27 protein-coding genes are annotated in these 25,940 nt (G+C 65.4%); 19 read left to right on the top strand and 8 right to left on the bottom strand.

The genetic code is table 11. The features are described 5' to 3' along the window. The first annotated feature begins 105 nt into the window (after positions 1-105). The 3 genes from C380_RS19235 to C380_RS19225 all read left to right on the top strand — a co-directional run bounded on the left by C380_RS19235 (position 106) and on the right by C380_RS19225 (position 2,258). Positions 106-723: a ParA family protein gene (locus C380_RS19235; protein WP_015015513.1), complete on the top strand. Its 618-nt coding sequence runs from the start codon at positions 106-108 to the stop codon at positions 721-723. Between the two features lie 96 nt (positions 724-819). Beyond that, a complete protein-coding gene (locus tag C380_RS19230) occupies positions 820-1,284 on the top strand; it encodes a MaoC family dehydratase (protein ID WP_015015512.1) in 465 nt (154 codons plus the stop codon). Positions 1,285-1,316: 32 nt separating this feature from the next. Next, positions 1,317-2,258: a LysR family transcriptional regulator gene (locus C380_RS19225; RefSeq protein WP_015015511.1), complete on the top strand. Its 942-nt coding sequence runs from the start codon at positions 1,317-1,319 to the stop codon at positions 2,256-2,258. On the opposite strand, the gene C380_RS19220 is transcribed toward C380_RS19225, so the two are convergent. Together C380_RS19220 and C380_RS19215 are read right to left on the bottom strand one after the other, a co-directional pair. Continuing rightward, complete coding sequence (locus C380_RS19220; RefSeq protein ID WP_015015510.1) at positions 2,251-2,778, bottom strand: tRNA (cytidine(34)-2'-O)-methyltransferase; 528 nt, start codon at positions 2,776-2,778, stop codon at positions 2,251-2,253. The genes C380_RS19225 and C380_RS19220 overlap by 8 nt on opposite strands. Before the next feature lie 116 nt (positions 2,779-2,894). Then, positions 2,895-3,617 (bottom strand): ComF family protein, encoded by a 723-nt coding sequence (locus tag C380_RS19215; RefSeq protein WP_015015509.1) that lies wholly within the window; start codon positions 3,615-3,617, stop codon positions 2,895-2,897. Between the two features lie 35 nt (positions 3,618-3,652). On the opposite strand from C380_RS19215, the gene C380_RS19210 reads away from it, so the two are divergent. The 8 genes from C380_RS19210 to C380_RS19180 all read left to right on the top strand — a co-directional run bounded on the left by C380_RS19210 (position 3,653) and on the right by C380_RS19180 (position 10,018). Next, positions 3,653-4,555, top strand: a complete 903-nt coding sequence (locus C380_RS19210; RefSeq protein ID WP_015015508.1) for a methyltransferase domain-containing protein — start codon at positions 3,653-3,655, stop codon at positions 4,553-4,555. Between the two features lie 152 nt (positions 4,556-4,707). Further along, positions 4,708-5,184: a DUF2244 domain-containing protein gene (locus tag C380_RS19205; protein WP_015015507.1), complete on the top strand. Its 477-nt coding sequence runs from the start codon at positions 4,708-4,710 to the stop codon at positions 5,182-5,184. 59 nt (positions 5,185-5,243) lie between these two features. Then, positions 5,244-6,413, top strand: coding sequence for a cytochrome c oxidase subunit II (gene coxB / locus C380_RS19200; protein ID WP_015015506.1), 1,170 nt, complete (start codon positions 5,244-5,246; stop codon positions 6,411-6,413). 30 nt (positions 6,414-6,443) lie between these two features. Next, positions 6,444-8,075, top strand: coding sequence for a cytochrome c oxidase subunit I (gene ctaD, locus C380_RS19195; RefSeq protein ID WP_015015505.1), 1,632 nt, complete (start codon positions 6,444-6,446; stop codon positions 8,073-8,075). 11 nt (positions 8,076-8,086) lie between these two features. Beyond that, positions 8,087-8,197 carry a cytochrome oxidase small assembly protein gene (locus C380_RS25665; RefSeq protein ID WP_015015504.1) on the top strand — a complete coding sequence of 37 codons (111 nt, stop codon included), beginning with the start codon at positions 8,087-8,089 and terminating at the stop codon, positions 8,195-8,197. Between the two features lie 16 nt (positions 8,198-8,213). Next, on the top strand, positions 8,214-8,849 hold the full coding sequence (locus tag C380_RS19190; protein WP_015015503.1) for a cytochrome c oxidase assembly protein: 636 nt from the start codon (positions 8,214-8,216) through the stop codon (positions 8,847-8,849). Then, the gene (locus tag C380_RS19185) at positions 8,846-9,073 is read left to right on the top strand and encodes a DUF2970 domain-containing protein (RefSeq protein WP_015015502.1); all 228 of its coding nucleotides are present in this window, start codon (positions 8,846-8,848) and stop codon (positions 9,071-9,073) included. Before C380_RS19190 ends, C380_RS19185 begins: the two co-directional genes overlap by 4 nt. Before the next feature lie 63 nt (positions 9,074-9,136). Further along, on the top strand, positions 9,137-10,018 hold the full coding sequence (locus C380_RS19180; protein ID WP_015015501.1) for a cytochrome c oxidase subunit 3: 882 nt from the start codon (positions 9,137-9,139) through the stop codon (positions 10,016-10,018). 126 nt (positions 10,019-10,144) lie between these two features. Here C380_RS19180 and C380_RS19175 read toward each other — a convergent pair whose 3' ends face one another. Then, on the bottom strand, positions 10,145-10,366 hold the full coding sequence (locus C380_RS19175; protein WP_015015500.1) for a twin transmembrane helix small protein: 222 nt from the start codon (positions 10,364-10,366) through the stop codon (positions 10,145-10,147). 15 nt (positions 10,367-10,381) lie between these two features. Between C380_RS19175 and C380_RS19170 the strand changes: the two genes are divergently transcribed. The 5 genes from C380_RS19170 to C380_RS19150 are packed head-to-tail and all read left to right on the top strand — an operon-like array spanning position 10,382 to position 14,570. After that, complete coding sequence (locus C380_RS19170) at positions 10,382-11,170, top strand: SURF1 family protein (protein ID WP_015015499.1); 789 nt, start codon at positions 10,382-10,384, stop codon at positions 11,168-11,170. Beyond that, the gene (locus C380_RS19165) at positions 11,112-11,867 is read left to right on the top strand and encodes a hypothetical protein (RefSeq protein ID WP_015015498.1); all 756 of its coding nucleotides are present in this window, start codon (positions 11,112-11,114) and stop codon (positions 11,865-11,867) included. Before C380_RS19170 ends, C380_RS19165 begins: the two co-directional genes overlap by 59 nt. Beyond that, on the top strand, positions 11,864-13,048 hold the full coding sequence (locus C380_RS19160) for a heme A synthase (RefSeq protein ID WP_015015497.1): 1,185 nt from the start codon (positions 11,864-11,866) through the stop codon (positions 13,046-13,048). Before C380_RS19165 ends, C380_RS19160 begins: the two co-directional genes overlap by 4 nt. Beyond that, complete coding sequence (gene cyoE / locus C380_RS19155) at positions 13,045-13,947, top strand: heme o synthase (RefSeq protein ID WP_015015496.1); 903 nt, start codon at positions 13,045-13,047, stop codon at positions 13,945-13,947. The genes C380_RS19160 and cyoE overlap by 4 nt, the downstream gene beginning before the upstream one ends. An 8-nt stretch (positions 13,948-13,955) precedes the next feature. Beyond that, positions 13,956-14,570, top strand: coding sequence for an SCO family protein (locus tag C380_RS19150; RefSeq protein WP_168162377.1), 615 nt, complete (start codon positions 13,956-13,958; stop codon positions 14,568-14,570). A gap of 92 nt (positions 14,571-14,662) precedes the next feature. Here the strand turns inward: C380_RS19150 and C380_RS19145 are convergent, their stop codons facing one another. From C380_RS19145 to ftsY, 5 genes are all read right to left on the bottom strand, one after another. Continuing rightward, a complete protein-coding gene (locus tag C380_RS19145; protein WP_015015494.1) occupies positions 14,663-15,703 on the bottom strand; it encodes a tripartite tricarboxylate transporter substrate binding protein in 1,041 nt (346 codons plus the stop codon). 115 nt (positions 15,704-15,818) lie between these two features. After that, positions 15,819-16,760: an RNA polymerase sigma factor RpoH gene (rpoH, locus tag C380_RS19140; RefSeq protein WP_043565643.1), complete on the bottom strand. Its 942-nt coding sequence runs from the start codon at positions 16,758-16,760 to the stop codon at positions 15,819-15,821. Positions 16,761-16,946: 186 nt separating this feature from the next. Further along, positions 16,947-18,020, bottom strand: coding sequence for a VCBS repeat-containing protein (locus C380_RS19135; RefSeq protein ID WP_015015492.1), 1,074 nt, complete (start codon positions 18,018-18,020; stop codon positions 16,947-16,949). Positions 18,021-18,143: 123 nt separating this feature from the next. Then, positions 18,144-20,792 carry an EAL domain-containing protein gene (locus tag C380_RS19130; RefSeq protein WP_015015491.1) on the bottom strand — a complete coding sequence of 883 codons (2,649 nt, stop codon included), beginning with the start codon at positions 20,790-20,792 and terminating at the stop codon, positions 18,144-18,146. Between the two features lie 115 nt (positions 20,793-20,907). Beyond that, entirely contained in the window at positions 20,908-22,332 is a 1,425-nt protein-coding gene (gene ftsY, locus C380_RS19125; protein ID WP_015015490.1) for a signal recognition particle-docking protein FtsY, read from the bottom strand. Positions 22,333-22,360: 28 nt separating this feature from the next. On the opposite strand from ftsY, the gene C380_RS19120 reads away from it, so the two are divergent. Genes C380_RS19120 through rsmD form a run of 3 tightly spaced genes read left to right on the top strand, consistent with a single transcriptional unit; the run spans position 22,361 to position 25,879 of the window. Beyond that, positions 22,361-23,794, top strand: coding sequence for a pitrilysin family protein (locus tag C380_RS19120; RefSeq protein WP_015015489.1), 1,434 nt, complete (start codon positions 22,361-22,363; stop codon positions 23,792-23,794). A gap of 22 nt (positions 23,795-23,816) precedes the next feature. Then, positions 23,817-25,175: a pitrilysin family protein gene (locus C380_RS19115; protein WP_015015488.1), complete on the top strand. Its 1,359-nt coding sequence runs from the start codon at positions 23,817-23,819 to the stop codon at positions 25,173-25,175. Continuing rightward, entirely contained in the window at positions 25,172-25,879 is a 708-nt protein-coding gene (rsmD, locus tag C380_RS19110; RefSeq protein ID WP_015015487.1) for a 16S rRNA (guanine(966)-N(2))-methyltransferase RsmD, read from the top strand. Before C380_RS19115 ends, rsmD begins: the two co-directional genes overlap by 4 nt. Positions 25,880-25,940 lie beyond the last annotated feature (61 nt).

Genomic DNA, 25,940 nt, shown 5'->3' with positions numbered 1-25,940 from the left:
TCAGAGGGTGCTTCTGATTTGATAGCTGCTAGCGCATATGGATATTGCGCTTGAGGCTGATTTGGCTTGTATTTTCATGGACCTGCAGATTCCAAGGAGCTTGTCATGCCAGTAGTTGTTGTCGCCAACCCGAAGGGCGGCGTGGGCAAGTCCACGCTGTCCACCAACATCGCGGGCTACTTTGCCAGCCAGGGGCATCCCGTGATCCTGGGCGACACCGACCGGCAGCAGTCCGCCCGGCTGTGGCTGGGCCTGCGCCCGCCCGCTGCGCGCCCCATCGGCAGCTGGGACACCAGCTCGGACGTCATCAGCCGCCCGCCAAAGGGCACGACGCACGCGGTGCTGGATACGCCCGCCGGCCTGCACGGCTGGCGCCTGAACGACGTGCTCAAGCTGGCCGACAAGGTCATTGTGCCGCTGCAGCCCAGCGTGTTCGACATTTTTGCCACGCGGGCCTTTCTGGACCAGTTGGCCGAGCACCGCCACGCCGCCGGGGTGCCCGTGGGCATCGTCGGCATGCGGGTGGATGCGCGCACCAAGGCGGCCGAGCAACTGCACCACTTTGTGGACAGCCTGGGGTTTCCGGTGCTGGGCTATCTGCGCGACACGCAAAACTACATCCACCTGGCAGCACACGGCCTCACGCTGTTTGACGTGGCCCCCGGCCGTGTGGCGCGCGACCTGGAGCAGTGGCAAGGGATCTGCACGTGGCTCAATTCTTGAAGGACAGCGTGAAGCACGACGTACATCCATCCCCCCGGGAAAACACCTGTCACCCGGCAGACAAGGCGCGCCAGAGCGCGGGGCTACATTGCAACGATGAAAATCTTCCGCTCTTATTCCGAAGTCAGCGCCTGTGTGGGCCAGGAGGTCGCTGTGACCGACTGGATCACCATCACGCAGGAGCAGGTCAACCTGTTCGCCGAGGCCACGGGCGACCACCAGTGGATCCACGTGGACCCGGAGCGTGCCAAGGCCGGGCCATTTGGCGCGCCCATTGCGCACGGGTTTCTCACGCTGTCGCTGATTCCCAAGTTCTTCGAAGTGGGCCTCACGATCGAGGGGGCACGCATGGGCGTGAACTACGGGCTCAACAAGGTGCGCTTCACGGCGCCGGTGCCGGTGGGCAGCCGCTTGCGCGCGCGCCTCACGCTGCAGGCTGCCGAGCCCGTGGCGCCCGATGGCATGCAGATGACCTGGCTGGTCACTGTGGAGCGCGAGGGCAGCGACAAGCCGGTGTGCGTGGCCGAATCGCTGGCGCGCAACTTCGGCGCCCCGGCCTGAGCCGGGTTGCCATCGGGCAGGAGGTCTGAACCATGGACCGCCTGCAAGCCATGAAAATTTTCGAACGCGTGGTGGAGGAGGGCGGCTTTGCCGCCGCCGCCCGCGCCATGGACATGTCGCCCCCCGTGGTCACCCGCATGGTGGCCGAGCTGGAGCAGCACCTGGGCACACGCCTGCTGCAGCGCACCACCCGCAAGCTGGCGCTCACCGACGCGGGGGAGTCGTACCTGCAGCGGGTGCGCGCCATCCTGCACGAGATCGACGACGCCGAGGCCGCCGCTGCCGCCAGCACGCGCGATCTGCGCGGCACCATCCGCATCGTGGCGGCGCCGGTGCTGGCCACCAACTTTCTGGCCCCCATGGTGGCGGTGTGGCATGCCTACTATCCCAAGCTCATGCTCGACATCAGCATGGACGCCTATGCCTCCAGCCGTGTGGATGAGTTCGACGTGACCATCATGGTGGCGGGCGAGGACTTCGACGCCAACATCGTCGCGCGTCCTCTGGTGCAGGGTGAGGCGATCGTGGTGGCGTCTCCTGACTACCTGGAACGCCGGGGCATTCCGCGTGAGCCGCAAGACCTGATTCACCACGACTACCTGCGCGATTCGAGCGCGCCCGTGCGCCTGCAGTCAGGGCCTGGCCGCAAGCTGCGCCTGCAGTCGCTGCGGGCGGACGTGCCAGACGAAGAGGTGGACGCACCGGCGGTGCTGCAGTCCGTCAGTACCGAGCTGCTGATGCGCGCCGCTGTGGATGGGGCGGGCGTGGCTGTCACGTCGCGCCTGCTGGCCGAGGAGCACCTGGCCCGGGGCGAGCTGGTGCACATCTTGCCGGGCTGGATCTTTTCGCGTTACACGATCTATGCGGCGCTGCCCTCGGGCCGCATGCTGCCCGCGCGCACGCGGGTGTTTCTGGACTTCCTGGCCGAACACGTGCCCCGCGCCATGGCGGAAAAGTCCGGCCAGCTCAGTTGAGCTGTGCGAACCCGCTGATGATCGTGCCCTCGGGCTCGACCATCACCTGCCCATCAGGCATGGCAAAGCTGTTCTGCCGCCAGGCCTCGAACACGGTGACCGCCACGGCGTTGGACAAATTGAGGCTGCGCTGACCGGGCACCATGGGCAGGCGCAGGCGCTGCGCTGGTGGGAAGCTCTCGCGCAACTCGGGGGGCAGCCCCCGCGTTTCCGCGCCAAACACCAGCCAGTCGCCGGGCAGAAAGCAGGTGGAGTGCACGGGTTGCGAGCCGTGGGTGGTCATCGCAAACATCCGGGTCGGGTCCGGCTGGGTGTCCCGCAGAAAGGCCGTCCAGCCTGCATGGACCTGCACGCTGGCATATTCGTGGTAATCCAGCCCTGCACGACGCATCTGGCGGTCTTCCATCGAGAACCCCAGGGGCTCGATCAGGTGCAGCGAGCACCCGGTGTTGGCCGCCAGGCGAATCACATTGCCGGTGTTGGGCGGAATCTCGGGTTCGACGAGGACGATATGGAACATGACCGCCATTGTCATCGTTGGACCTGTGAGTTGAGCAACCGCTCGTAATCAAAAGTATCCCTTTAGTACCTGTTCGGTGTCTGTTCGGTGCCGGTTCGGTACCTGTCTGGCGCTTTTCAGTCCAGCCCCGTGCGCGCCAGCACAGCGACCGTGACGTGAGCCACGCCTGCCTCGCGCAGTGCCAAGGTGGCTGCATGCAGGGTGGCGCCCGTGGTCATCACGTCGTCGATCAGTACCACCCGCTGGCCACGCAGGCTGGCTGCGCGGGCGGGTTCCACGGCGAAGGCGCCGCGCAGATTGCGCAGCCGCTGCACCCGGGGCAGGCCGCTTTGGGCCTCGGTGGCGTGCAGGCGCAATAACGTGTGGCAGTCCGCCTTGGCACCAGCCAGTTGCCTTGCCAGAACGGCTGACTGGTTGAAGCCCCGCTCGCGCAGGCGCTCGGTGGACAGGGGGACTGCCAGCACCCGGTCGGCCGCCTCCAGTGCCGGCTCCATCCAGGGCGTGCTGCGCATCAGGGTGGCCAAGGCCCTGCCCCATCCCGGGTCGCCCCTGAACTTGAACTGCGCCAGAGCGTCGGCCCAGGGGTACGCGTAGTCTACGGCGGCAATGCAGGCGTCGAAGCTGGGCGGGTTCTGGAGGCAGGCGCCGCACACAGCAACCCCTTCGGGCACCCTCAGCGCGCAGCGCTGGCAACGCGTGGCAGGCTGGGCAAACCGCATCACACACGCATTGCAGACACGCTGGGACGGCCAGGCGTGGCACACGGCGCACTGGCTAGGCACTTTGTCCACCCAGGCGTGGAGGCGGCGTGAAATCCCTGGCAAACCCAAAAAGAGCATGAATCAATATACTCGCGCGTCCTTCTGCCCCGCCCATGTCCTCCGAGCGCCCCCCCACCATTGATCCTGTTGCCGCAGCCCGCTGGCATGCTGCGGCCCCGGCCGCGTCCCCCTGGCTGCACGAAGAGGTGGCGCGCCGCATGGAGGACCGGTTGCAGTGGATTCGCCAGGCACCCGCCTCCTGGTGCCATTGGGACCCAGTGCGTGGGGGTCTGCAGGCGCATGCCCTGGTGAGTGCTCGCTACCCGCAGGCGCGTTGCCAGGTGTATGAGACCAGCGCGCATTGCGAACCTGTGGCGAGGCAGGCATTGGCCAAGCCCTGGTGGAACCCCGCCCGCTGGGGTGCCGGGGCCTTGCAAATGGGGCCGCCGGCCGATGCCAGCGTGCAGATGTTGTGGTCCAACATGGCGCTGCACATGGCGGCCGACCCGCAAGACCTGATCGGCCGCTGGCACCGTGCCCTGGCGGTGGATGGCTATCTGATGTTCTCGTGTCTCGGACCGGACACCCTCCGTGAGCTGCACGGCGTGTATGCCGCCATGGGGTGGCCGCCCGCGGGCCATGCCTTCACCGACATGCATGACTGGGGAGACATGCTGGTGCACGCCGGTTTTGCAGAGCCGGTGATGGACATGGAGCGCATCACGCTCACCTTTGCCACGCCCGAGCGGCTGGTTCAAGAGCTGCGCGAGCTGGGTGCGAATTTGCATCCTGATCGCTTTCCCTCATTGCGCGCACGGCGCTGGCGCGACAAGCTCTACCAAGTGCTGTCCGAGCGTCTGGCCGATCCGGGCCAGGGAGGTCAGTTGGCACTGACTTTTGAAATCATCTATGGCCATGCCTTCAAGCCTGCACCCCGGGTGCGCGTCAGTTCCAGCAGTGCGGTGTCGCTGCAGGACATGCGCGCCATGTTGCGCAAGGGCGGCACTGAGAACTAACCTGTAACGGCGTGTCAATGACTTGGAACAAGGCACGCTACAATTCTTGGCTATTGAGATTTCGGGCATCTTCCCGCGCAATTTGGCAGGCTGTGCTTGTTGTGCCCAAGGCGCAACGTGTGCTGCAGCCGGCAGTCTTGTGAGCACTCACGGTGACGGGCTTGGTTTTTCGTTTTGCCACGGTGTCGGGTCAGCGCATTGACTGGCGTCTGGTTCGCAATTGTTCGGTCACGCCGACGCAATTGGGCTGGATGTATCTGTCGTTGTGTGTGGTGTCCCTGGGAATCGCGACATTCTTCTGGATGCTCGGCGCTCACCTGGTGATGCCCTTCGCCTGGCTCGAAATCGTGGCAGTAGGGATTGCATTCGCCATGTACGGTCGCCATGCGGCGGATGGCGAGAGGATTTCATTGCAGGGCTCACGCCTTGTGGTGGAGCTGGAGACAGCAGGCAGGCTGGAGCGCGCGGAGTTTGACCGGAGCCGGGTTCGCGTAGAGCCCAAGACGGGAGACCATTCGCTGATCACGCTGTCTGCACAGGGCCGTACGGTGGAGGTGGGGCGCTATGTGCGCCCAGAGCTCCGGCCGGCCTTGGCATCGGAGATCCGCATGGCCTTGCGCGCTGCCTGACCCCACGCAGGCGCGCGAAAGGGATTGGTTAAATTGAGGCTTAGAAGTAAGTGAGAACTATGAAGAGCATTTCCAACAAGCTGGCTTCTCTGCTGCTGATTGCCGGTGCATGGGTGGGCTCCGCAGCCCATGCCGTTCAGGACCTGCCTGGCGGCCCTGCAGTCAACCAGCTGAACCTGGCGCCGCCCGTCACCAAGATCGCAGAAGAGCAGCATTTTCTGCACTGGATGATGCTGATCATCTGCACGGTGATCTTTGTTGCAGTGTTCTCCGTGATGTTCTACTCGATCTGGAAGCATCGTCGCTCCAAGGGTGCGAAGGCTGCCAACTTCCACGAGTCGGTGACGGTTGAAGTGGTCTGGACCATTGTGCCGTTCATCATCGTGATCCTCATGGCCTTGCCCGCCACCAAGGTGTTGGTCGCCCAGAAGGACACCACCAACGCCGACCTCACGATCAAGACCACGGGCTACCAGTGGAAATGGGGCTATGACTACATCACCGGCGAAGGCGAAGGCTTGGCCTTCATCTCCACACTGGACAGCAGCCACCGTGTGATGTCTGACAGCGGCAACGTCAAGGACGCCCCCGCCAACTACCTGCTCAAGGTGGACAACCCCATGGTGGTCCCGGTCAACAAGAAGATCCGCATCATCACCACGGCCAACGACGTGATCCACGCCTTCATGGTGCCTGCCTTCGGCATCAAGCAGGACGCGATCCCTGGCTTTGTGCGTGACACCTGGTTCCGTGCCGAGAAGATCGGCGACTACTACGGGCAGTGCGCAGAACTGTGCGGCAAGGAACACGCCTACATGCCCATCCACGTGAAGGTGGTGTCCGCCGAGGACTACACCGCCTGGGTGGCCGAACAAAAGAAGAAGGCCGCAGCCAAGCTGGACGACCCCACGAAGGTGTGGGCGCTGGACGACATCCTCAAGCGCGGCGAGAAGGTGTATGCGGCCAACTGCGCTGCCTGCCACCAAGCCAACGGCAAGGGCGCTGGCCCCATCAAGCCACTCGACGGTGCTGCCGTGGTGCTGGATGCCGACCATGCCAAGCAGATCCAGGTCTTGCTCAAGGGCCAGAACAATGGCGCCATGCCTGCATGGGCGCAGCTGAGCGACACCGACATCGCCGCCGTGGTCACCTACACCAAGAACAACTGGTCCAACAAGACCGGCCAGCTGGTGCAGCCTGCTGAAGTTCTGGCCCTCCGTGGCAAGTAATCATCGCCCCATCGTATTGAGGAATTCACCATGAGCGCAGTACTCGACAACCACGGGCACGCTGGCGACCACGCACACGACGGCCACGACCACCATGGCCCCACCGGCTGGCGCCGCTGGGTGTTCGCCACCAACCACAAAGACATCGGTACGCTGTACCTGCTGTTCTCGTTCACCATGCTGATGGTCGGCGGCATCCTGGCGCTGCTGATCCGCGCCGAGCTGTTCCAGCCCGGCCTGCAACTGGTGAACCCGGAGCTGTTCAACCAGCTCACCACCATGCACGGCCTGATCATGGTGTTCGGCGCGATCATGCCGGCCTTCGTGGGCTTTGCGAACTGGATGATTCCGCTGCAGATCGGCGCCTCCGACATGGCCTTCGCGCGCATGAACAACTTCAGCTTCTGGCTGATGATTCCTGCCGCACTGATGCTGGTCAGCTCGTTCTTCATGCCCGGCGGCGCTCCCGCTGCCGGCTGGACGCTGTACGCACCGCTGACGCTGCAAATGGGTCCTTCCATGGATGCCGGCATCTTCGCGATGCACATCCTGGGTGCCTCGTCCATCATGGGCTCGATCAACATCATCGTGACCATCCTGAACATGCGCGCCCCTGGCATGACGCTGATGAAGATGCCCATGTTCGCCTGGACCTGGCTCATCACCGCCTATCTGCTGATTGCCGTGATGCCTGTGCTGGCCGGCGCGATCACCATGACGCTGACGGACCGTCACTTCGGCACCAGCTTCTTCAACCCCGCCGGTGGCGGTGACCCGGTGATGTACCAGCACATCTTCTGGTTCTTCGGTCACCCCGAGGTGTACATCATGATCTTGCCGGCTTTCGGCATCATCAGCCAGATCGTGCCCGCATTCAGCCGCAAGAAGCTGTTCGGCTATGCCTCCATGGTGTACGCCACTTCGTCCATCGCCATCCTGTCGTTCATCGTGTGGGCCCACCACATGTTCACGACCGGCATGCCTGTGACGGGCCAGCTGTTCTTTATGTACGCCACGATGCTGATCTCCGTGCCTACGGCCGTGAAGATCTTCAACTGGATCGCCACCATGTGGCGCGGTTCGATGACGTTTGAAACCCCCATGCTGTTTGCCGTGGGCTTCATCTTCGTGTTCACCATGGGTGGTTTCACTGGCCTGATCCTGGCCATGGCCCCCATCGACATCCAGCTGCAAGACACCTATTACGTGGTGGCCCACTTCCACTACGTGCTCGTGGCCGGTTCGCTGTTCTCCATGTTTGCTGGCGTGTACTACTGGCTGCCCAAGTGGACCGGCGTGATGTATTCCGAAACCCGTGGCCAGATCCACTTCTGGGGCTCGCTGATCACGTTCAACATCACCTTCTTCCCGATGCACTTCCTGGGGCTGGCTGGCATGCCCCGTCGTTATGCCGACTACCCCATGCAGTTCGCTGACTTCAACGCGATTGCCTCGGTGGGCGCGTTTGGCTTCGGTCTGATGCAGGTGTACTTCTTCCTGGCTGTGGTGTTGCCTGCCATGCGCGGTAACGGCGCCAAGGCCCCTGCCAAGCCATGGGACGGTGCCGAGGGCCTGGAGTGGGAAGTTCCTTCCCCCGCGCCTTTCCACACGTTTGAGAATCCTCCCAAGCTGGACGCCACTGCAACCCGCGTGATTGGCTGAACACCATGTCCATGACCCCCGAGCAAAAGAAGAACAACCTGCGGCTGGCGCTGATCCTGGCGTCCGTGGCGGTGGTGTTCTTTGTCGGGTTCATGGTCAAGGTGGTCTTGCTGTCCCGCTGAGCCACCGGCTTACCCCATGAGCCTGCACCGCGAAAACGCCAAGATGGTCGGCAAGCTGGTCGTGATTGCGGCCGGCATGTTCGCCTTCGGCTACGTGCTGATCCCCATCTACAAGCACATCTGCGAAGTGACGGGCATCAACATCCTGTCGCTGTCGGAGCGGCAGGTGCCCGGCAACGGTGTGGCCGGCAAGGATGTGCGCGTTCCCGCCAACACCCAGGTGGACAAGTCGCGCACCATCACGGTGGAGTTCGACGCGAACTCGCGCGGTCCGTGGGACTTCAAGCCGGCGCAGCGTTCCGTGCAGGTGCACCCTGGTGAGCTGACGACGGTGATGTACGAGTTCCAGAACGTGCAGAACCGCCGCATGGCCGCCCAGGCCATTCCCAGTTACGCGCCCCGGCAGGCCGCTGCGCATTTCAACAAGCTGGAATGCTTTTGCTTCAATCAGTACACCCTGGAGCCTGGTGAAAAGAAAACATGGCCCGTAGCGTTCGTGATTGATCCGAAACTGTCCAAAGACGTCACCACGATCACGCTGTCGTACACCTTCTTTGAAGTGGGCGGCAAGACACCCGCAGCCCCCGAATCAACGGCTGCTACCGTTGTGCCGGGTGCCAATGCGGCGGCCTTGCAAGGAGCGGGCTCATGAGCGCGCCTCTCGGGCCATCGGCAGACGTGAAGCCGTCGCAACGCAAAGGCTCGTTGCTGCGCACGGTGCGCGCGGTGGCATGGTCGCTGATTGGCTTGCGCAAAGGCAGCGAGTACCAGCAAGATGTCGAAAAACTCAACCCGATCCACATCATCGTGGTGGGGTTGATGGCGGTTTTTTTGCTGGTGATGGGCCTGATCGGGCTGGTGAACTGGGTCGTGTGAGTGTGTTGGCTGGTTTGTGCGAACAAATACTGAAAACAAAGATTTTGAGAATCAGGAGCTGAAATGAGTGCATCAACCCACGGCGGAACCCCGTACTACTATGTGCCCGCCGAGTCTCGCCACCCGGTGATGGCCGCGGCCGGTCTGTTCTTTGTGATCCTGGGCGCTGGCCAGTGGATCAATGGTCACGACTGGGGCAAATATTCGCTGGCCGTGGGGCTGGTGTGGTGGCTGTTCACGCTGTACCAGTGGTTTGGCGATGCAGTGCGCGAGAGCGAAGGCGGCCTGTACGGTCACAAGATCGATCTGTCGTACCGCTGGAGCATGAGCTGGTTCATCTTCTCCGAGGTGATGTTCTTTGGAGCGTTCTTCACCGCCCTGTGGTGGGCGCGCTCCCACTCGGTCCCCGCGCTGGGCAGCCTGGACAACGCGCTGCTGTGGCCCGACTTCAAGGCCGTCTGGCCCAGCATGGCTGCCGGTGTCACGGCATCGCCCGCCGGCATCATCGAGCCCTTCCAAACCGTAGGCCCCTTCTGGCTGCCCACGATCAACACCGCGCTGCTGTTGACCTCGGGCGTGACGCTGACCATTGCCCACCACGCCCTGCGTGAAAACCAACGTGGCAAGACCATCGGCTTCATGTGGGCCACGGTGCTGCTGGGCTTCGTGTTCCTGCTGGTGCAGGGTTACGAGTACTACCACCTCTACACCGACCTGAACCTCAAGCTCAGTTCGGGTGTGTTTGGTTCCACGTTCTTTATGCTCACCGGGTTCCACGGCTTCCACGTGTTCCTGGGTATGCTGATGCTGCTGGTGATCACGCTGCGCCTGCAAAAGGGCCACTTCACGGCCGACAAGCACTTTGGCTTTGAAGGTGCTGCCTGGTACTGGCACTTTGTGGACGTGGTGTGGCTGGGCCTGTACGTGCTGGTCTACTGGATGTAAGCCAGGTCCGGACGCCATCAAAAAAAGCGCCTCGCGGCGCTTTTTTTGTTCTACCGCTCGGTGGTGCGGGGCAGTAGTGGCCTGTGATGGGCGCAGGTTCTCCGGTTGGTGTGTCAAGCCCCAGGGTCAACGGGTGGCGGGCAGCCCGGTGGGCTGGATGTATCCCAGCTGCCAGGCCACCAGAATGCACAAGAACAGCACGATGGACAGCCCCACACGCACCGCCAGCGCCTTGGCCATGTGGTTGCCCTTGCTCTTGTCGTCGCGTCCGTTGCGCATCATGAAGAACAGGGCGGATGCCAGGCTGGCCAAAATGGCGATGAACGCCAGCACTACGAGGTATTTCATGGAGCGTATTATCCTGTGACCCCCCTTCGCCGTCCTGCGGGCCTGCGTTTTTGGCTCATTACCCTGGCTGCCGTGGTGGGCATGCTGGTCACCGCCTCTTTGGGACGTTGGCAGTTGTCGCGCGCCGCCCAGAAAGAGTCGCTGCAGGCGATGCTGGATGCGCGGGCCAGCCAGCCGGCCATAGACGGGCGTACGCTGACGGACGCGACTAGCGCGACGCCCGAGGCGCAACAAGCCCTCGTACACCGTGCTGTTGTGCTGCAGGGGCGCTGGCTGCCTGAGCACACGGTGTATCTGGACAACCGGCAGATGCAGGGGCGCCCTGGGTTTTTTGTGCTCACGCCACTGCAGCTTTCTGGTGGGGGCGCTGGAGTGGTGCTGGTGCAGCGCGGATGGGTGGCTCGGAATTTTCAGGACCGTACCCAGCTGCCTTCCGTGACCACGCCGGCGGATGCCGAGGTGCGCATTCAAGGTCGTGTGGCCTTGTCGCCCTCGCGGCTGTACGAATTCCAAGGGGGCGATAGTGCACAGGGGTCTTCCCGCATCCGGCAAAATCTGGACTTGGCAGCGTTCCGCACCGAGACCGGTCTGGCGCTCGCCCCCCTCACGGTGTTGCAGACGGGCCCAGTGGGCGACGCGGGCGATGGCCTGCTGCGCGACTGGCCTGTGGTCGGCGCAGGTGTCGAAAAACACTACGGTTACGCATTTCAATGGTTCGGGCTCTGTGGCCTGATAGCACTGCTTTATGTCTGGTTCCAAATCGTCCGACGGTTCATTCGCCCGCGCAGCCAGCCTGCCGCCTGACTCACAGGCGGGTGCCCGTGCGGAGCACCCGCTGGGGCTGACCGTACACACCTTGCCCGAGGCGGGGGAGGCCGTCGCAACCGCTCAGCGTGCGCGCCATGGGCGCTGGAAGATGCTGGGCGTGCTCCTGATCTGCGCCGCGCCAGTGGTCGCCTCGTACTTCACCTACTACGTGATCCGCCCGGAGGGTCGGCGCGTTTATGGCGAGCTGATCAACCCCCAGCGCACCGTGCCTGCGCTCACCGCCTCCACGCTTGATGGCGGGGCCAAGCGGCTGGAGTCGCTCAAAGGCCAATGGCTGCTGGTGAGTGTGGCCGGGGGCGATTGCGATCCGGCCTGCCAGAAGCACCTGTACCTGCAGCGCCAGCTGCGCGAGAGCCTGGGCAAAGAGAAAGACCGGGTGGACTGGGTCTGGCTGATCAACGACAACGCCTTGCCTCCAGCCGCCCTCACCCCCGCCCTGCAGCAAGCCACTGTCTTGCGGGTCGATCCCAGTGCCCTCAAGGCATGGCTGGAGCCGGCCCCGGGCCAGCAACTGGCAGACCACCTCTATGTGGTGGACCCGATGGGCAACTGGATGATGCGTTTTCCGGCGGCCATGGACACCAGTGGCGCCGCCAAGGCCAAGCGGGACCTGGAGCGGCTGCTGCGCGCTTCTTCTTCGTGGGACGAGCCGGGGCGGCCGGTCAAGCCATGACCGATACCCAACCGCTGTACGACCTGGCCCCAGTGTTCGAGCTGATGCTGCTCGGCCTGGTGATTGCGCTGGGGCCGCTGGTCTGGGTGTGGGCGCGCAATCGCCGCAGCACGCCCATGCGGCGCTTGCAGGCGCTCACGGTGCTCACGCTGTTCCTCACGTTTGATCTGGTGCTGTTCGGCGCCTTCACACGCTTGACCGATTCGGGCCTGGGTTGTCCCGACTGGCCCGGCTGTTATGGCAGCGCCAGCCCGGTGGGTGCCCGCGCCGAGATTGCGGCCGCCCAGGAGGCCATGCCGACCGGCCCCGTGACGCACGGCAAGGCCTGGATCGAGATGATCCACCGTTACTTGGCCACAGGTGTGGGGGTGCTGATCATTGTGATCACTGTGTCGTCCTGGGTACAGCAACGGCGTGCCCGGCGCGATGGCGGACAGCAGGCGCCTCCGCTCAGCCCCTGGTGGCCCACGGTGACCTTGTTGTGGGTGTGCCTGCAGGGTGCGTTCGGCGCACTCACGGTGACCATGAAACTCTTTCCTGCCATCGTCACCCTGCATCTGATCGGTGGCCTGGTGCTGCTGGCCATGCTGTGTGTGCAGGCCGTGCGCCATACCCACAGTGCCCAGGGGCGCTCACCGGTGACCTTATCCCCCGTGCTGCGCTGGGGGCTGGTACTGACAACGCTGCTGTTGGCCCTGCAGGTGGTGCTGGGGGGCTGGGTCAGCACCAACTATGCGGTGCTGGCATGCACCACCTTCCCCACCTGCCAGGGCAGCTGGTGGCCCGCCATGGACTTTGCGCAGGGCTTCCAGATCTGGCGCAAGCTGGGCATGTTGCAAGACGGTAGCCACATCAGCTTTGCTGCGCTCACCGCCATTCATTACGTGCACCGCCTGATGGCCTATGTGGTGCTGCTGGCACTGGGCCTGGTGGCCTGGCGCTTCCATCGCAATGGCGTGTTGCCCACGCAGGCCCGGTGGATTGGCTGTCTGGCCTTGCTGCAGCTGGTGACGGGTTTGTCCAACGTGGTGCTGGACTGGCCCCTGGTGGCCGCGGTGTTGCATACCGGCGGCGCCGCTGCCCTGGTGGTGGTGCTGACCTGGTCCTTGGTGTCCAGCCGCGCGGCACCTGCGCCCCGAGAGTTTTCCGCGCCCACGGGCGCATCGAGAGTATCTGCATGAGTGTTGCCCCCTCCGCCGTTGCTGCGCCGCCCTCGCGGTTCCAGCAGTTTTATGCGCTGACCAAGCCCCGCGTGGTGCAGCTCATCGTCTTTTGTGCGCTGATTGGCATGGTGCTGGCCGTGCCCGGCCTGCCCAACGCTGCGCAACTGGCCCACATGGCGCTGGCGTGCCTGGGCGTGTGGCTGGTGGCCGGTGCTGCGGCCGCATTCAATTGCATCGTCGAGCAGGGTATCGACGCCAAGATGAAGCGCACCGCCTGGCGCCCGACGGCCAAGGGCGAGCTGTCCAACGCGCAGACGCTGCTGTTCTCAGCCGCCCTCTGTGCCGTAGGCTCCGTGCTGCTGTACGTCTGGATCAACCCGCTGACCATGTGGCTCACCTTTGCCACCTTTGTGGGTTATGCGGTGGTCTACACCGTGATCCTCAAGCCCCTCACGCCCCAGAACATCGTGATCGGCGGCGCCTCCGGGGCCATGCCACCAGTGTTGGGCTGGGCAGCCATGACCAACGATGTGGGGCCCGAGGCGCTCATCCTCTTCCTCATCATCTTTTTGTGGACGCCGCCGCATTTCTGGGCGCTGGCCTTGTACCGGGTGGAGGACTACCGCAAGTCCGGCCTGCCCATGCTGCCCGTCACGCACGGCAACGAGTTCACGCGGTTGCAGGTGTTCCTGTACACGCTGATCTTGCTGGCCGGGTGCATGATGCCGTTCATCTACGGCATGAGTTCATGGATCTATCTGGCTGCCGCTGTGCTGCTCAGCCTCGGTTTCTGCGGGTACGCGTTCGCGCTATGGCGCAATTATTCGGACGCTCTGGCCCGCAAGACCTTCCGCTTCTCCCTTATCCACCTGAGCGTGCTGTTTGCGGCACTGCTGGTGGACCACTATGTGCTGTGATGATCTCCATGCAGAAACGAAACGCTCTTCAATTGATAGCGGCTGGTGCAATATCCATATGCGCTACAGGCCTCCTGGGTGCATGTTCCGAGAAAAAGGCCGAATTCCGGGGCGTGGACGTCACCGGTGCTGAGTACGCCCGCGACATTCCACTGACCGACCACAACGGCCAGCCACGCCACATCAAGGACTTTGCCGGCAAAGTGGTGGTGGTGTTCTTCGGCTACACCCAGTGCCCCGACGTGTGTCCCACGTCGATGCAGGAGCTGGCCGAGGTCAAGCAGATGCTGGGCAAGGACGCAGGTCGTCTGCAGGGCATTTTTGTGACGGTGGACCCGGAGCGCGACACGCCCGAAGTGCTCAAGGCCTACATGGCCAATTTCGACCCGAGCTTCTTGGCGCTGTACGGCACACCCGAGCAGCTGGCCGCCGTCGCCAAGGACTTCAAGATCTATTACAAGAAAGTCGATGGCAAGACGCCCACCAGCTACACCATGGACCACTCTGCAGGTAGCTACGTGTACGACCCCGCAGGGCGCCTGCGGGTCTACAACCGCTATGGCAGCGGCGCACAGGCCCTGGCGGCCGATGTGAAGGTGTTGTTGGCCGAGGCCGGGGGCTGAGCCCCTCCAGCCCCTGAGTGACCCGGGGCCTGTCCCAGGCCGCCGTTATGCGAGGCACTGTGCGGCCCCGCATGAGCTGATGCTCTTGGGCCTTATTCGGCCTTGATGCCCCGCATCGCAATCACGCCGCCCAGCAGATTGGTGTCGGCCTTGATGCGGTTCGCCAGGCCTTCGGGAGACGAGCCCACCGTCTGCCACCCTTGCTGGAAGAGCTTGCTGCGCACGTCCTCGCTGCGGGCGATTTCGCTGAGCAGCGCGGCCAGCTTGGCCTGGATGGGCTTGGGCATGGTGGAGGGCGCTGCGAAGGCGTTCCAGATCTCCAGGTTGAAGTTGCTGATACCAGCCTCTGCCAGGCTCGGCACATCGGGGGCCAGCGGGCTGCGTCCGGACGAGGTCACGCCGATCGCGCGCAGCTTGCCCGCACGCACCTGGGCCTGGGCCAGCGCCGGGGGCAGCAGCGCCATCTGCAGCTGGCCGCCCAGCATCGCGTTGGCCACCTGCGGATAGCCGGGGTAGGGCACATGCACGGGGTTGATGTTGCTGCGCGCCTTGAGCAGTTCGGTGCCGATGTGGCCCACGGTGCCCACGCCGGGCGTGCCATAGCTCCACTTGTCGCCCCCGTTGCGTGCGGCCACGAAGAAGTCCCGCGCAGTGCCGTTGGCAGCCACGCCGGGCTGGTTGACGGGGGCCGTGAGGATCAGCGGCGAGGTGCCGATCAGGCTCAGTGGTGCCAGGTCCTTGATCGGGTCATACGGAACGGCCGGGTTCAGCAGCTTGGCAATCGTCATGTTGCCGTTGATCATCAGCCCGATGGTGTGATCGTCACGGGCCTTGGCCACAGCGTCGGCGCCGATGTTGCCGCCTGCGCCCACCTTGTTGTCCACGATCACGGGCTGGCCCAAGGCCTTGGAAAGGGGCTCCGAGAACGTGCGCGCCGTCAGGTCCGGTGACGAACCGGCTGGAAAGCCCACAATGATCTTCAGCGGCTTGGTCGGCCAGGCCAGTGGCGCGGGCGCCGTAGCGGCAGCCTTGCCGGCGCTTTGCGCCAGCGCCCACGGGGACGCGGCAGCCAGGGCGATCAACAGCGAAGCACGGCGGGAAACACGGCCGGTAAAGGCGGGACGTGAGGGCATGGGGTGCAATCTCCTTGAAGGTTATTCGGGGGCCCAAACGACGCGGGGCCCCAGAACTGGGGCCCCACGAGGCAACTTCTGCAGCCGGGGATATTAACCCCGCTGCCCGGCCCGGTCAGGCGTATTCGGCCAGAGCCTTTTTCATCTTCTTCATGGCGGCCACTTCGATCTGGCGAATGCGCTCGGCGCTCACGCCGTACACGGCGGCCAGGTCGTGCAGCGTCATGCCGCCGCTGCCATCGTCGTTGACCTTGAGCCAGCGCTCTTCCACAATGCGTCGGCTGCGGTCGTCCAGGCTGGCCAGGGCGTTGGCAATGCCGTCGGTGGCCAAGGCGTCGCGCTGGCGCGACTCGATCATGGCGGTGGGTTCGTGCGATGCGTCGGCCAGGTAGGCAATGGGGCCAAACGCCTGCTCGCCGTCATCGGCCGGGGCCGGGTCCAGCAGCACATCACCACCCGCCATGCGGGTTTCCATCTCGATGACTTCTTCGCGCTTCACGTTGAGCTGCGCAGCCACGGCGTCGATCTCATGGTCTGACAGGGTGTCACGGTGCGTAGCGACATCGGCGGCCGAGGCGTCGGCCTTGAAGCCCTGCTTCATGGAGCGCAGGTTGAAGAACAGCTTGCGCTGTGCCTTGGTGGTGGCCACCTTGACCATGCGCCAGTTCTTCAGGATGTATTCGTGAATCTCGGCCTTGATCCAGTGCATGGCGTAGCTCACCAGGCGCACACCCTGGTCGGGGTCAAAGCGCTTGACGGCCTTCATCAGGCCCACATTGCCTTCCTGGATCAGGTCGCCATGGGGCAGGCCGTACCCGAGGTACTGGCGTGCAATCGAGACCACCAGACGCAGGTGCGACATCACCAGCCGGCCGGCGGCATCCAGATCGTTGTTGTCCTTGAGTTGGCGTGCGTAGGTCTGCTCTTCTTCGTGCGTGAGCAGGGGCAGGCGGTTGACGGCCGAAATATAGGCGTCCAGGTTGCCCAAGGGGGGCACCAGCGCCCAGGGATTGGCGGGTGCCAGAGACATCGTCGCGGTTCCAGATTGAATGTTCATTCCGGGAATCCTTTCCTCTAAGCCATCATATTAGCACTCTCTCTGATTGAGTGCTAAGCCCGGAGTTCCCGTCGGGTTGCTCCTTGATACCGTTTGACATCTCTGAGTCAAATTGGCATCAAGTGCTGGTACAGCATGCCTTTGAAGCTATCAAAAGCATAGTAATCTACTCTCCATGAGTCGCCTTCAAACGATCAGGTCCACCTGCTGCACCGTGCCCACGCTGCCGTCTTCCCGCAGGTAGGCGCTGGTGGAGCGCACGGTGCCCAGGCTGGCGTTGTCGGCGGTGCGCAGGGCAAAGGGGGTGGCGATGGCGTGGGTGGAGAGTGCGCCCACGCCCACGTCGGCCAGGGTGCGCAGGTTCCCAGCCCCCTCGGTGCCCTCCGCCGAGGGAGTCCACACCTGGAGCTGCTGAAAGACCGGGTCGGCCTCGTCAATCCAGCCGTTGCCGTCGCTGTCATAGGCGGCCAGCTCGGCAAAGCCGTTGCCGGTGCCGGGGCCGAACAGCTCCCGGCCGTTGTCGATGCGGCCGTTGTGGTTCAGGTCCAGGGCGAGGTAGCCCCGGTTGCCTGCGAGCAGGGGCACTTTGTCGGTCTGGCCGTCACTGTCCAGGTCAAACGCGAAGCGCAGGTCCTGCAACTGTGCGGCCGAGCCGTCGAAGTTGATGACCAGCGGGTCGACCACCGCGGCGTCGCCCAGGCGGAGGCTGAATGACGATTCCTGGCGGTAACTTCGCTGCATGTCCAGCTGCAGGCTGAAGCGGATTTCCTGCCCGTCGGCAGTGCGCACCATGCCCTGGGCGGTGAATTGGGTGCTTTCGGTTTCTACGACCACTTCGCGTTGCTCTACCAGCAGGCCCCACCCGGCACGCGGGCGGCCTGCCTCGGCCGCAGGCGTGGTGGCCGGGCGGCTCGTGGGCAAGAAGGGTGGGGACGGTACGGGTTCCGTCTGGCCGGTGTACACCCGCACCTGCACGCCCGTCATGCGGGCAATCAGGTCGCGGATCATGGCCAGCTGGGGTGTCAGTCCGTCGTCCGGGCTGCTGTCTGTAGCGGTGGCCGTGGCCGCGTCGGCTTCCTGTGCAGCGCGGGCCAGGCGTGCTGCGCTGGAAATTTGTACGGCGGGTGCCGCCCGGCTAGGGCCAGGGGCGCTGATGGGGCGGCGGTCGCCCACCCAGGCCTCCATGCGGCTGCTTTGGGTGTGCATGCGGCTGGCCGCATGCTGGGCCTGCATCTGCAGTGCGGACGATTCAATCTTCATGGGACACCTCCACGGTTTCCACACAGAGATATCGACGCCACAACACGGGAACTTGAACGGCGCCAAGCCCGTTTCCATTCGTCGCTGGTGCCCCGTGGCGGGCGCGGTGGCGTCTCAGCCTCCCTATACGCCCTGCCGCACCCGGCTTTCAAAGTCTTTCAGCGTGAGCGGGCGGCCAAACAGGTAGCCCTGAAAGGCCTGGCAGCCGTGCGCCAGCAGAAACTGGTGGTGGGCGGTGGTCTCCACCCCTTCAGCAATTACGGACAGGCCCAGGCTGCCGGCCAGCGCGATGATGGAGCGGGCGATGGCGGCGTCGCTGGCGTCCAGCAGCACGTCGCGCACAAAACCCTGGTCGATCTTGATCTGGTCCAGTGGCAGGCGCTTGAGGTAGCTGAGCGACGAGTACCCCGTGCCAAAGTCGTCCAGCGAAAACCCCAGGCCGTGGGCCTTGAGGGCGCGCATGGTGGCGATCACGCTGTCCACGTTGTCCAGCAGCAGGCTTTCGGTCAGCTCCAGCTTGATCTGTGCCGGGTTGGCGCCGGTCTGCCGCACCAGCGCCAGCACCTGGGCCACAAAGTCGTCCTGCAGGAATTGGCGCGCGCTCACGTTGATGGCCAGGCTCAGGTGTGCAAACAGCGGGTCTTGCTGCCAGCGGGCCTGCTGGCGCAGGGCGGTTTCCATGACCCATTGCCCCAGTGGCAGGATCAGGCCCGACTCCTCGGCCAGCGGGATGAACTCTGACGGTGGCACCATGCCCTGCACCGGGTGCTGCCAGCGCACCAGGGCCTCTGCGCCGGTCACGCGCCCCTGGCTGTCCACCTGCGGCTGGTACAGCAGCAGGAACTGGGAGCGCCGCAGGCCGTTGTGCAGCTCGGTCTCCAGCAGGGCGCGGCGGTTCACGGCCTGCTGCATGTCGGGGTCAAAAAAGCGCAGTGTGTTGCGCCCGTCGTCCTTGGCACGGTACATGGCCATGTCGGCCTGCTTAAGCACTTCGTCCACCGAGTCGCGCTGGTGATTGAGCAGGGTCACGCCGATGCTGGCGGTGAAGTGGTGTTCGTGCCCCGCCAGCTCGTAGGGCTGGCGCAATTGCGCCAGGATCAGCTCGCCCAGCGTGCGCGCCTGCGCGGCGGCCTCGGGGGCGTCGCTGCTCAGGTTCTGCAGCACCACCACAAACTCGTCGCCCCCCAAGCGGGCCACGGTGTCCTGCTCGCGCACGCAGCTGCGCAGGCGCTGGGCCACGTCCTTGAGCAGCAGGTCACCTACCTCGTGGCCCCGGGTGTCGTTCAGGGTCTTGAAGTTGTCCAAGTCCACAAACAGCACGGCCGTGGTCAGGCCTGATCGGGCTCCGTTGACCAGCACCTGCTGCAGCCGGTCCACCAGCAGGCGGCGGTTGGGCAGCTGGGTGAGCGCGTCGTAGAACGCCAGGTAGCGGGCCTCGTCCTCAGCGGCCTTGCGGCCCGAGATGTCGATGTCGATGCAGAACATCTCGGGCGGGTGGCCTAGTACCTGGATGTAGGCATGGCTGGAGAACACATGCACTGGCGTGCCATCCTTGCGCTGCAGCTGCAGCTCGCCCGCCGGGATCACCTCGCCGGTGGCGAACATGTGCTGCATGTGCGCTCGTACGTCGTTGCGCATGGGCGGGGGGATGATGAGGTCGAGCAGATTGGCACCGATGGCCTCCTCGGCGGTGTAGCCGTACAGCTGTTCGGACGCCTGGTTCCAGTAGCTGGTGGTGCCGTCCTGCAGGTAGCCCTGTACCGAGATGGACGGAATATTGCGCAGCAGCGAGCGAAAACGCAGCTCGGACTCGCGCAGCGCACTTTCTGCCTGCTTGCGCTTGGTGATGTCGCGGGCCAGAAACACCACGGCCGCCTGGTCGCCCACCTGCACGCCCAGGGGCTGGGTGCGCCCCTCAAACTGGCGCAGCCCTGACAGGGTCTGCATTTCATATTCCACGCTGTGGGTCTGGCCAGACTGCAGCGTGTCCCGGATGAGCTGCATGAACCGTTCGGCCTGCTCGGCGGGCAGCACGTCGTGCAGCCGCTGGCCCACCAGCACCGGGGCGCTGGCCACCAGGGCGGAGTCGTTGGGGGACAGCACCTCGACATACCGGCCCTGGGCATCCAGCACCAGCAGCACATCAGGAATGGCCTGTGTGATGGCATGCAGGCGCGCGGCCGTGCCGGTCAGCGCGCGTTCGGTGGCCATGCGCTGCTCCACGTCGTGCAGCAACAGGCCCAGCACCACGGTGGCGGGGGTGAAGGTCAGCAGATAGGGCAGGGCCAGCGTCTGGTTGATGCGCTGCACGGCCTCGGCGGGCAGCAGCTGAAACAGCGCGATCACCGCCGTGTGCAGCAGCAGCCCGAACAGTGCCAGGGTGACGGGCTCCACACCCAGCCGCCCCCGGGCGCGGCCCTCGCGGTACACCAGCCCCATGGCAGTGCACAGCCCGATCACCATCAGCCCCACCTCGGCCCCGGCGCCCCCCAACCACAGGCGGCCCGTGGCCGCCATCAGCGCCGCGATGCCCGCCACCAGCGGGCCGCCAAACAGGCCGGCCATGCTCAGCACCACCGACCGTGCATCAAAGATCACACCCGGCATCAGCACCACCGGGGTGAGCATGCCCACCACGCAGATGCCGCCGAAGATCAGTCCCGAAAAGACCTGGCCCACCCACGGGTGCTGGCGCCAGACGCGGATGTTGAACCCGTGCAGAAAGCACAGCGCCAGTAGCAGCGCAACGCCTTTGACCAGCTCAATGAACATGGGCCTCCGTGCTTTCCAAGGGGAAAGCCCATGATGGAGGAAACGTTGCGATCCGTAAACGTGTAAATGGCCCCGGATGGGGCCATTTCTAAGGAGAAGGCTGTGCCGCTGAGGCTCAGCTCAGCAAGGCCTGGGCAAATTCGCGGGCGTTGAAGGTTTCCAGGTCTTCGAGCTTTTCGCCCACACCGATGAAGTACACCGGGATGGGGCGCTCCTGCGCGATGGCGGCCAGCACGCCGCCCTTGGCCGTGCCATCGAGCTTGGTGACGATCAGGCCGGTGAGCTGCAGCGCGTCGTCAAACGCGCGCACCTGGGCCAGGGCGTTCTGGCCGGTGTTGCCGTCGATCACCAGCAGCACCTCGTGCGGGGCCGTGGCATCGGCCTTGGTGACCACGCGGCGGATCTTCTTCAGCTCTTCCATCAGGTGCAGTTGCGTGGGCAGGCGGCCGGCAGTGTCCACCAGCACCACGTCCTTGCCGCGCGCCTTGCCGGCGGTCACGGCATCAAAGCTCACGGCAGCGGGGTCACCGCCTTCCTGGCTCACGATCTCGACCGTGTTGCGGTCAGCCCACACACCGAGCTGCTCGCGCGCAGCGGCACGGAAGGTGTCGGCGGCGGCCAGCAGCACGGCGGCACCTTCGTCTGCCAGATGTTTGGTGAGCTTGCCGATCGAAGTGGTCTTGCCCGCACCGTTCACGCCGGCCACCATGATCACGGTGGGGGTGTGCTCGCCAATCACCAGGGCTTTTTCGAGCGGGCGCAACAGGTCGGCCAGTGCATCGGCCAGCAGGCCTTTGACGGCCGCAGGGTCGGTGGTCTTGCTGTCCTTCACACGGCGCTTGAGGTCCGTTAACAGGTGGGTAGTGGCTTTCACGCCGGTGTCGGCCATCAGCAGGGCCTCTTCCAGCTCCTCGTACAGCGCGTCATCGATCTGCGTGCCGGTGAAGACGGTGGCAATGCTGCTACCGGTCTTGCGCAGGCCAGCCTTGAGGCGGTCGAGCCAGCCTTTGCGCTCGGGCGCCGGGGCGGGGGGCGCAGCCGAGGCCGCAGGTGCCGCCACGGGCGCAGGCGGTGGCGTGATGGGCGCGGGCGGAGTCACCGGCGCGGGGGCGGCAACAGGAACCGGGGGCGCGACGGGGGGGAATGCTGGGCTTGTGGCCACTGGACCAGCGGCCGGTACGGTAACTGCAGGCGCGGCAGGGGGCGGTGTGACGATCGGCGCCACCGGTGGCACGGCTACGGGCGCCGGAGCGGGCTCGATGGCGGGCGCGGGTGCTGCGGGGGGCGGCGCAGCGGGCTCGGGCGCTTTGCTGCCAAACGGATTGCGCAGCCAGCCAAAACCGCCCGGGGCGGGCGCCGCCACGGGCGCGGGTGCGACTGGCGCAGGGGCGGTAGGGGGCGCCACGGCCGGCGTGGCGGGTGAGGGCGGCGCTACGGGCGCCTCCACGGCGGGCGCCGGTGCGCCTACCGGCTGGGCCGGGGCGGGCGCATCGGTGGGGGCGGGCGAAGGAGCGGGCTTTTTCTTGAAAAAACTGAACATTGGCGGGTTCTTAGAATCTCCCCATTCTATGAAACGCGCTTTCACCCTTCTGGGCCTGCTGGCCTGCCTCTCGTCCGGGGCTGCCTTTGCGGCCACCACCCCGGTGTCTCAACCCTCCAGCGCGCCGTCTGCCACGGCCTCAGGTGCGCAGCAGTTCACGCTAAAGAACGGCATGCAGCTCATCGTGCAGCCTGACCGCCGCGCGCCGACGGCGGTGCACATGGTCTGGGTGCGTGTGGGCTCGATGGACGAGGTGGACGGCACCTCGGGCGTGGCCCATGCGCTGGAGCACATGATGTTCAAGGGCACCAAGACCTTGCCGCCGGGCGAGTTCTCGCGCCGCGTGGCGGCGCTGGGCGGGCGGGAGAACGCATTCACCAGCCGCGACTACACCGGCTACTACCAGCAGATCCCGTCCAACCGGCTGGAGGACGTGATGAAGCTCGAATCGGACCGGTTTGCCAACAACCACTGGCCCGACGAGGAGTTCAAGAAAGAGATCGAGGTCGTCAAGGAAGAGCGGCGTCTGCGCACCGAAGACCAGCCCCGCGCCGTACTGGCCGAACAGCTGTTTGCTGCCACCTTCAACGCGTCGCCCTACCGCCGCCCCATCGTGGGCTGGATGAGCGACCTGGACGCGATGACGCCTGAGGACGTGCGCGCCTTCCACCGCCAGTGGTACACCCCCACCAACGCCGCCGTCGTGGTGGCAGGTGATGTGGATGTGGCCCAGGTGCGTGCCCTGGCCGAGAAGTACTACGGCAGCCTGCCCGTGCACGCGCTGCCCGCGCGCAAGCCGCGCACCGAGCCCGAGCAGAAGGGCCTGCGCCGCATCGCCGTCAAGGCCCCGGCCGAGCAGGCCTATGTGGCCCTGGCCTTCCGCGCGCCCAGCCTGGACCGCGTGGACAACCTTACCGACGAAGACCGCGACGCCCTCGCGCTGATGGTGCTGTCGGCCGTATTCAACGGCTACGACGGTGCCCGGCTGGACCGCGCACTGACACAGGGCCCCAACCGCGTGGCCGACAGCGCCAGCAGCTCCGCCATGGTGACGGGGCGCGGCCCCAGCCTGTTCATGCTCAGCGGCGTGCCCGCTGCGGGCAAGACGGCCCAGCAGGTCGAAGACGCGCTGCGCGCCGAGGTGACCCGGGTGGCGAAGGAGGGGGTGAGTGAGGCCGAGCTGAACCGCGTCAAGACGCAATGGATCGCCTCCACCGTGTACGAGCGCGACTCGGTGATGAGCCAGGCGCAGGAGCTGGGCGGCAACTGGGTGCAGGGCTTTCCGCTGGACGCCAACGAGCGCCTGCTGGCCCTGCTGCGCACCGTGACCCCGGCGCAGGTGCAGGCCGTTGCCGCCAAGTATTTTGGCGACGACCAGCTCACAGTGGCCACACTGCTGCCCCAGCCGCTGGACGCCCCCCGCGCCCGCCCCCAGCTGCCCCCGGGCGCTGCCATCCGCTGAAACCGCCCTGCGGAAACTGCCCATGATTACTATCAAAAACATAGCTGTCCGTGCTTTATGCACTAGCGCTATCGCCCTTTTTTCCTCCAATTCGGCCTGGGCGCTGCTGCCCATCCAGCACTGGACGGAGCCCAATGGGGCCAAGGTCTATCTGGTCGAAAGCCCGGTCATCCCCATGGTGGACGTGCAGATCGACTTTGACGCCGGTACGCGCCGCGACCCGGCAGGCCAGTCCGGCCTGGCCAATGCGGTGGCCGCCATGGCCAGCAAGGGCGTGAAGTCCGGGCGCGACGCCACCGCCGAGCCGGCGCTGGACGAAAACGGCCTGGGCGAGGCCTGGGCCGACCTGGGCGCCAGCTTTGAAGCCAATGCCGACAACGACTCGCTGCACTACGTGCTGCGCTCGCTGACCGACCCGCCGCTGCTGGAACGCGCCGCACGCCTGGCGGCCCGCCAGATTGCCGAGCCCGTGACGACCGACGACGTCTGGCAACGCGACCGCGCCCGCTGGAGCGCCAGCCTGAAAGAAGCCAACACGCGCCCCGCCACCGTGGCCAACCATGCGTTTGCCGCTGCGGTGTATGGCAGCCACCCCTACGGCGTGCGCACCACCGAAGAAACGCTGGCCCGCATCAGCGTGGCCGACATGCAGGCCTTTCACGCACAGTACGTGGCCGCCTGCCGTGCCAAGGTCAGCATCGTGGGCGCCGTATCGCGTGCCCAGGCGCAGACGCTGGTGGCTACGCTGCTGTCGCGCCTGCCTGCCACTGCAGGCTGCGCACCGCTGCCGCCGGTGGGCGAGGTGGCGGCGCTGACGGCGCCTGCCGAGAAGGCCATCCCATTTGCGTCGGCCCAGGCCCATGTGCTGATCGGCCAGCCGGGCTTCCAGCGCCGCGACCCGGACTTCCTCGCGCTGCTGGTGGGCAACCACATCCTGGGTGGCGGCGGTTTTGTCTCGCGCCTGACCCACGAGGTGCGCGAAAAGCGCGGCCTGAGCTATAGCGTCTACAGCTACTTTGCGCCTGGCCTGCACGCCGGGGCCTTCACCGTGGGCCTGCAGACGCGCCCCGACCAGGCCGCTCAGGCCGTACAGGTCTCGCGCGACGTGATCGCCCGCTTTGTGGCCGAAGGCCCCACCGAGGCCGAGCTGCGCGCCGCCAAGGACAACCTCATCGGCGGCTTTGCGCTGCGCATCGACAGCAACAAGAAGCTGCTGGGCAACGTGGCCAACATCGCCTGGAACGACCTGCCGCTGGACTACCTGGACCAGTGGGCCAAAAAGGTCGAGGCCCTCACGGTGGCCGACGTGCGCACCGCCATGGCCCAAAAGCTGCAGCCTGACCGCATGGTGACCGTGGTGGTGGGAGGCAAGCAGCCATGAGCCGATCCACCCTGCGCGGCAGCGCCATCACCGCCGAAATCCGCAAGGCCCAGGCCGCCGCCGCTGCGGCCCCCGTGGACCCCAAGGCCGCCAAGAAAAATCCCAAGGACAAAGCTGCTGCGGCGGCCGCCCCCAAGGGCGCGGGCGAAATCCGCATCATCGGCGGGCAATGGAAGCGCACCCGCCTGCCCGTGGCCCAGCGCCCCGGCCTGCGCCCCACGCCCGACCGCGTGCGCGAAACCCTGTTCAACTGGCTGGGCCAGGACCTGGCGGGCTGGCGCTGCCTGGATGCGTTTGCAGGCACGGGCGCGCTGGGGCTCGAAGCCGCCTCGCGCGGCGCCGCATTGGTGCTGCTGGTGGAAAACGATGCGGCGCTGGTCGCCCAGCTGCAGGTTCTGCAGGCCAAGCTGCAGGCCAGCGCCGTACGCGTGCAGCGCGGCGACGGCGTGTCTGCACTGAAGCAGGCCACACCCGCCAGCCTGGACCTGGTGCTGCTGGACCCACCATTCGATGGGCCGTTTTTCGAGCCCGCCCTGCAGGCGGCCAGCCAGGTCGTGGCGGCCGGGGGCTTCATCTACCTCGAAGCGCCTCGCGTGTGGGCAGATGAGGAACTGGCGGCAGTGGGGCTGTTTGTGCACCGCCACCTGAAAGCTGGGGCCGTCCATGCGCATTTGCTGCGCCCTGTGGCGGCCGCTGCGGCCTGAGCCCAACCGGTTCATGTTGCACTGCATAATGCGCGCACGCGGCCCGGCGGGCCCTGCGGGG

It is taken from the genome of Acidovorax sp. KKS102 (genome assembly GCF_000302535.1).
GTDB lineage: Bacteria > Pseudomonadota > Gammaproteobacteria > Burkholderiales > Burkholderiaceae_C > Acidovorax.
This window is presented reverse-complemented; position numbering and strand designations above follow the sequence as displayed.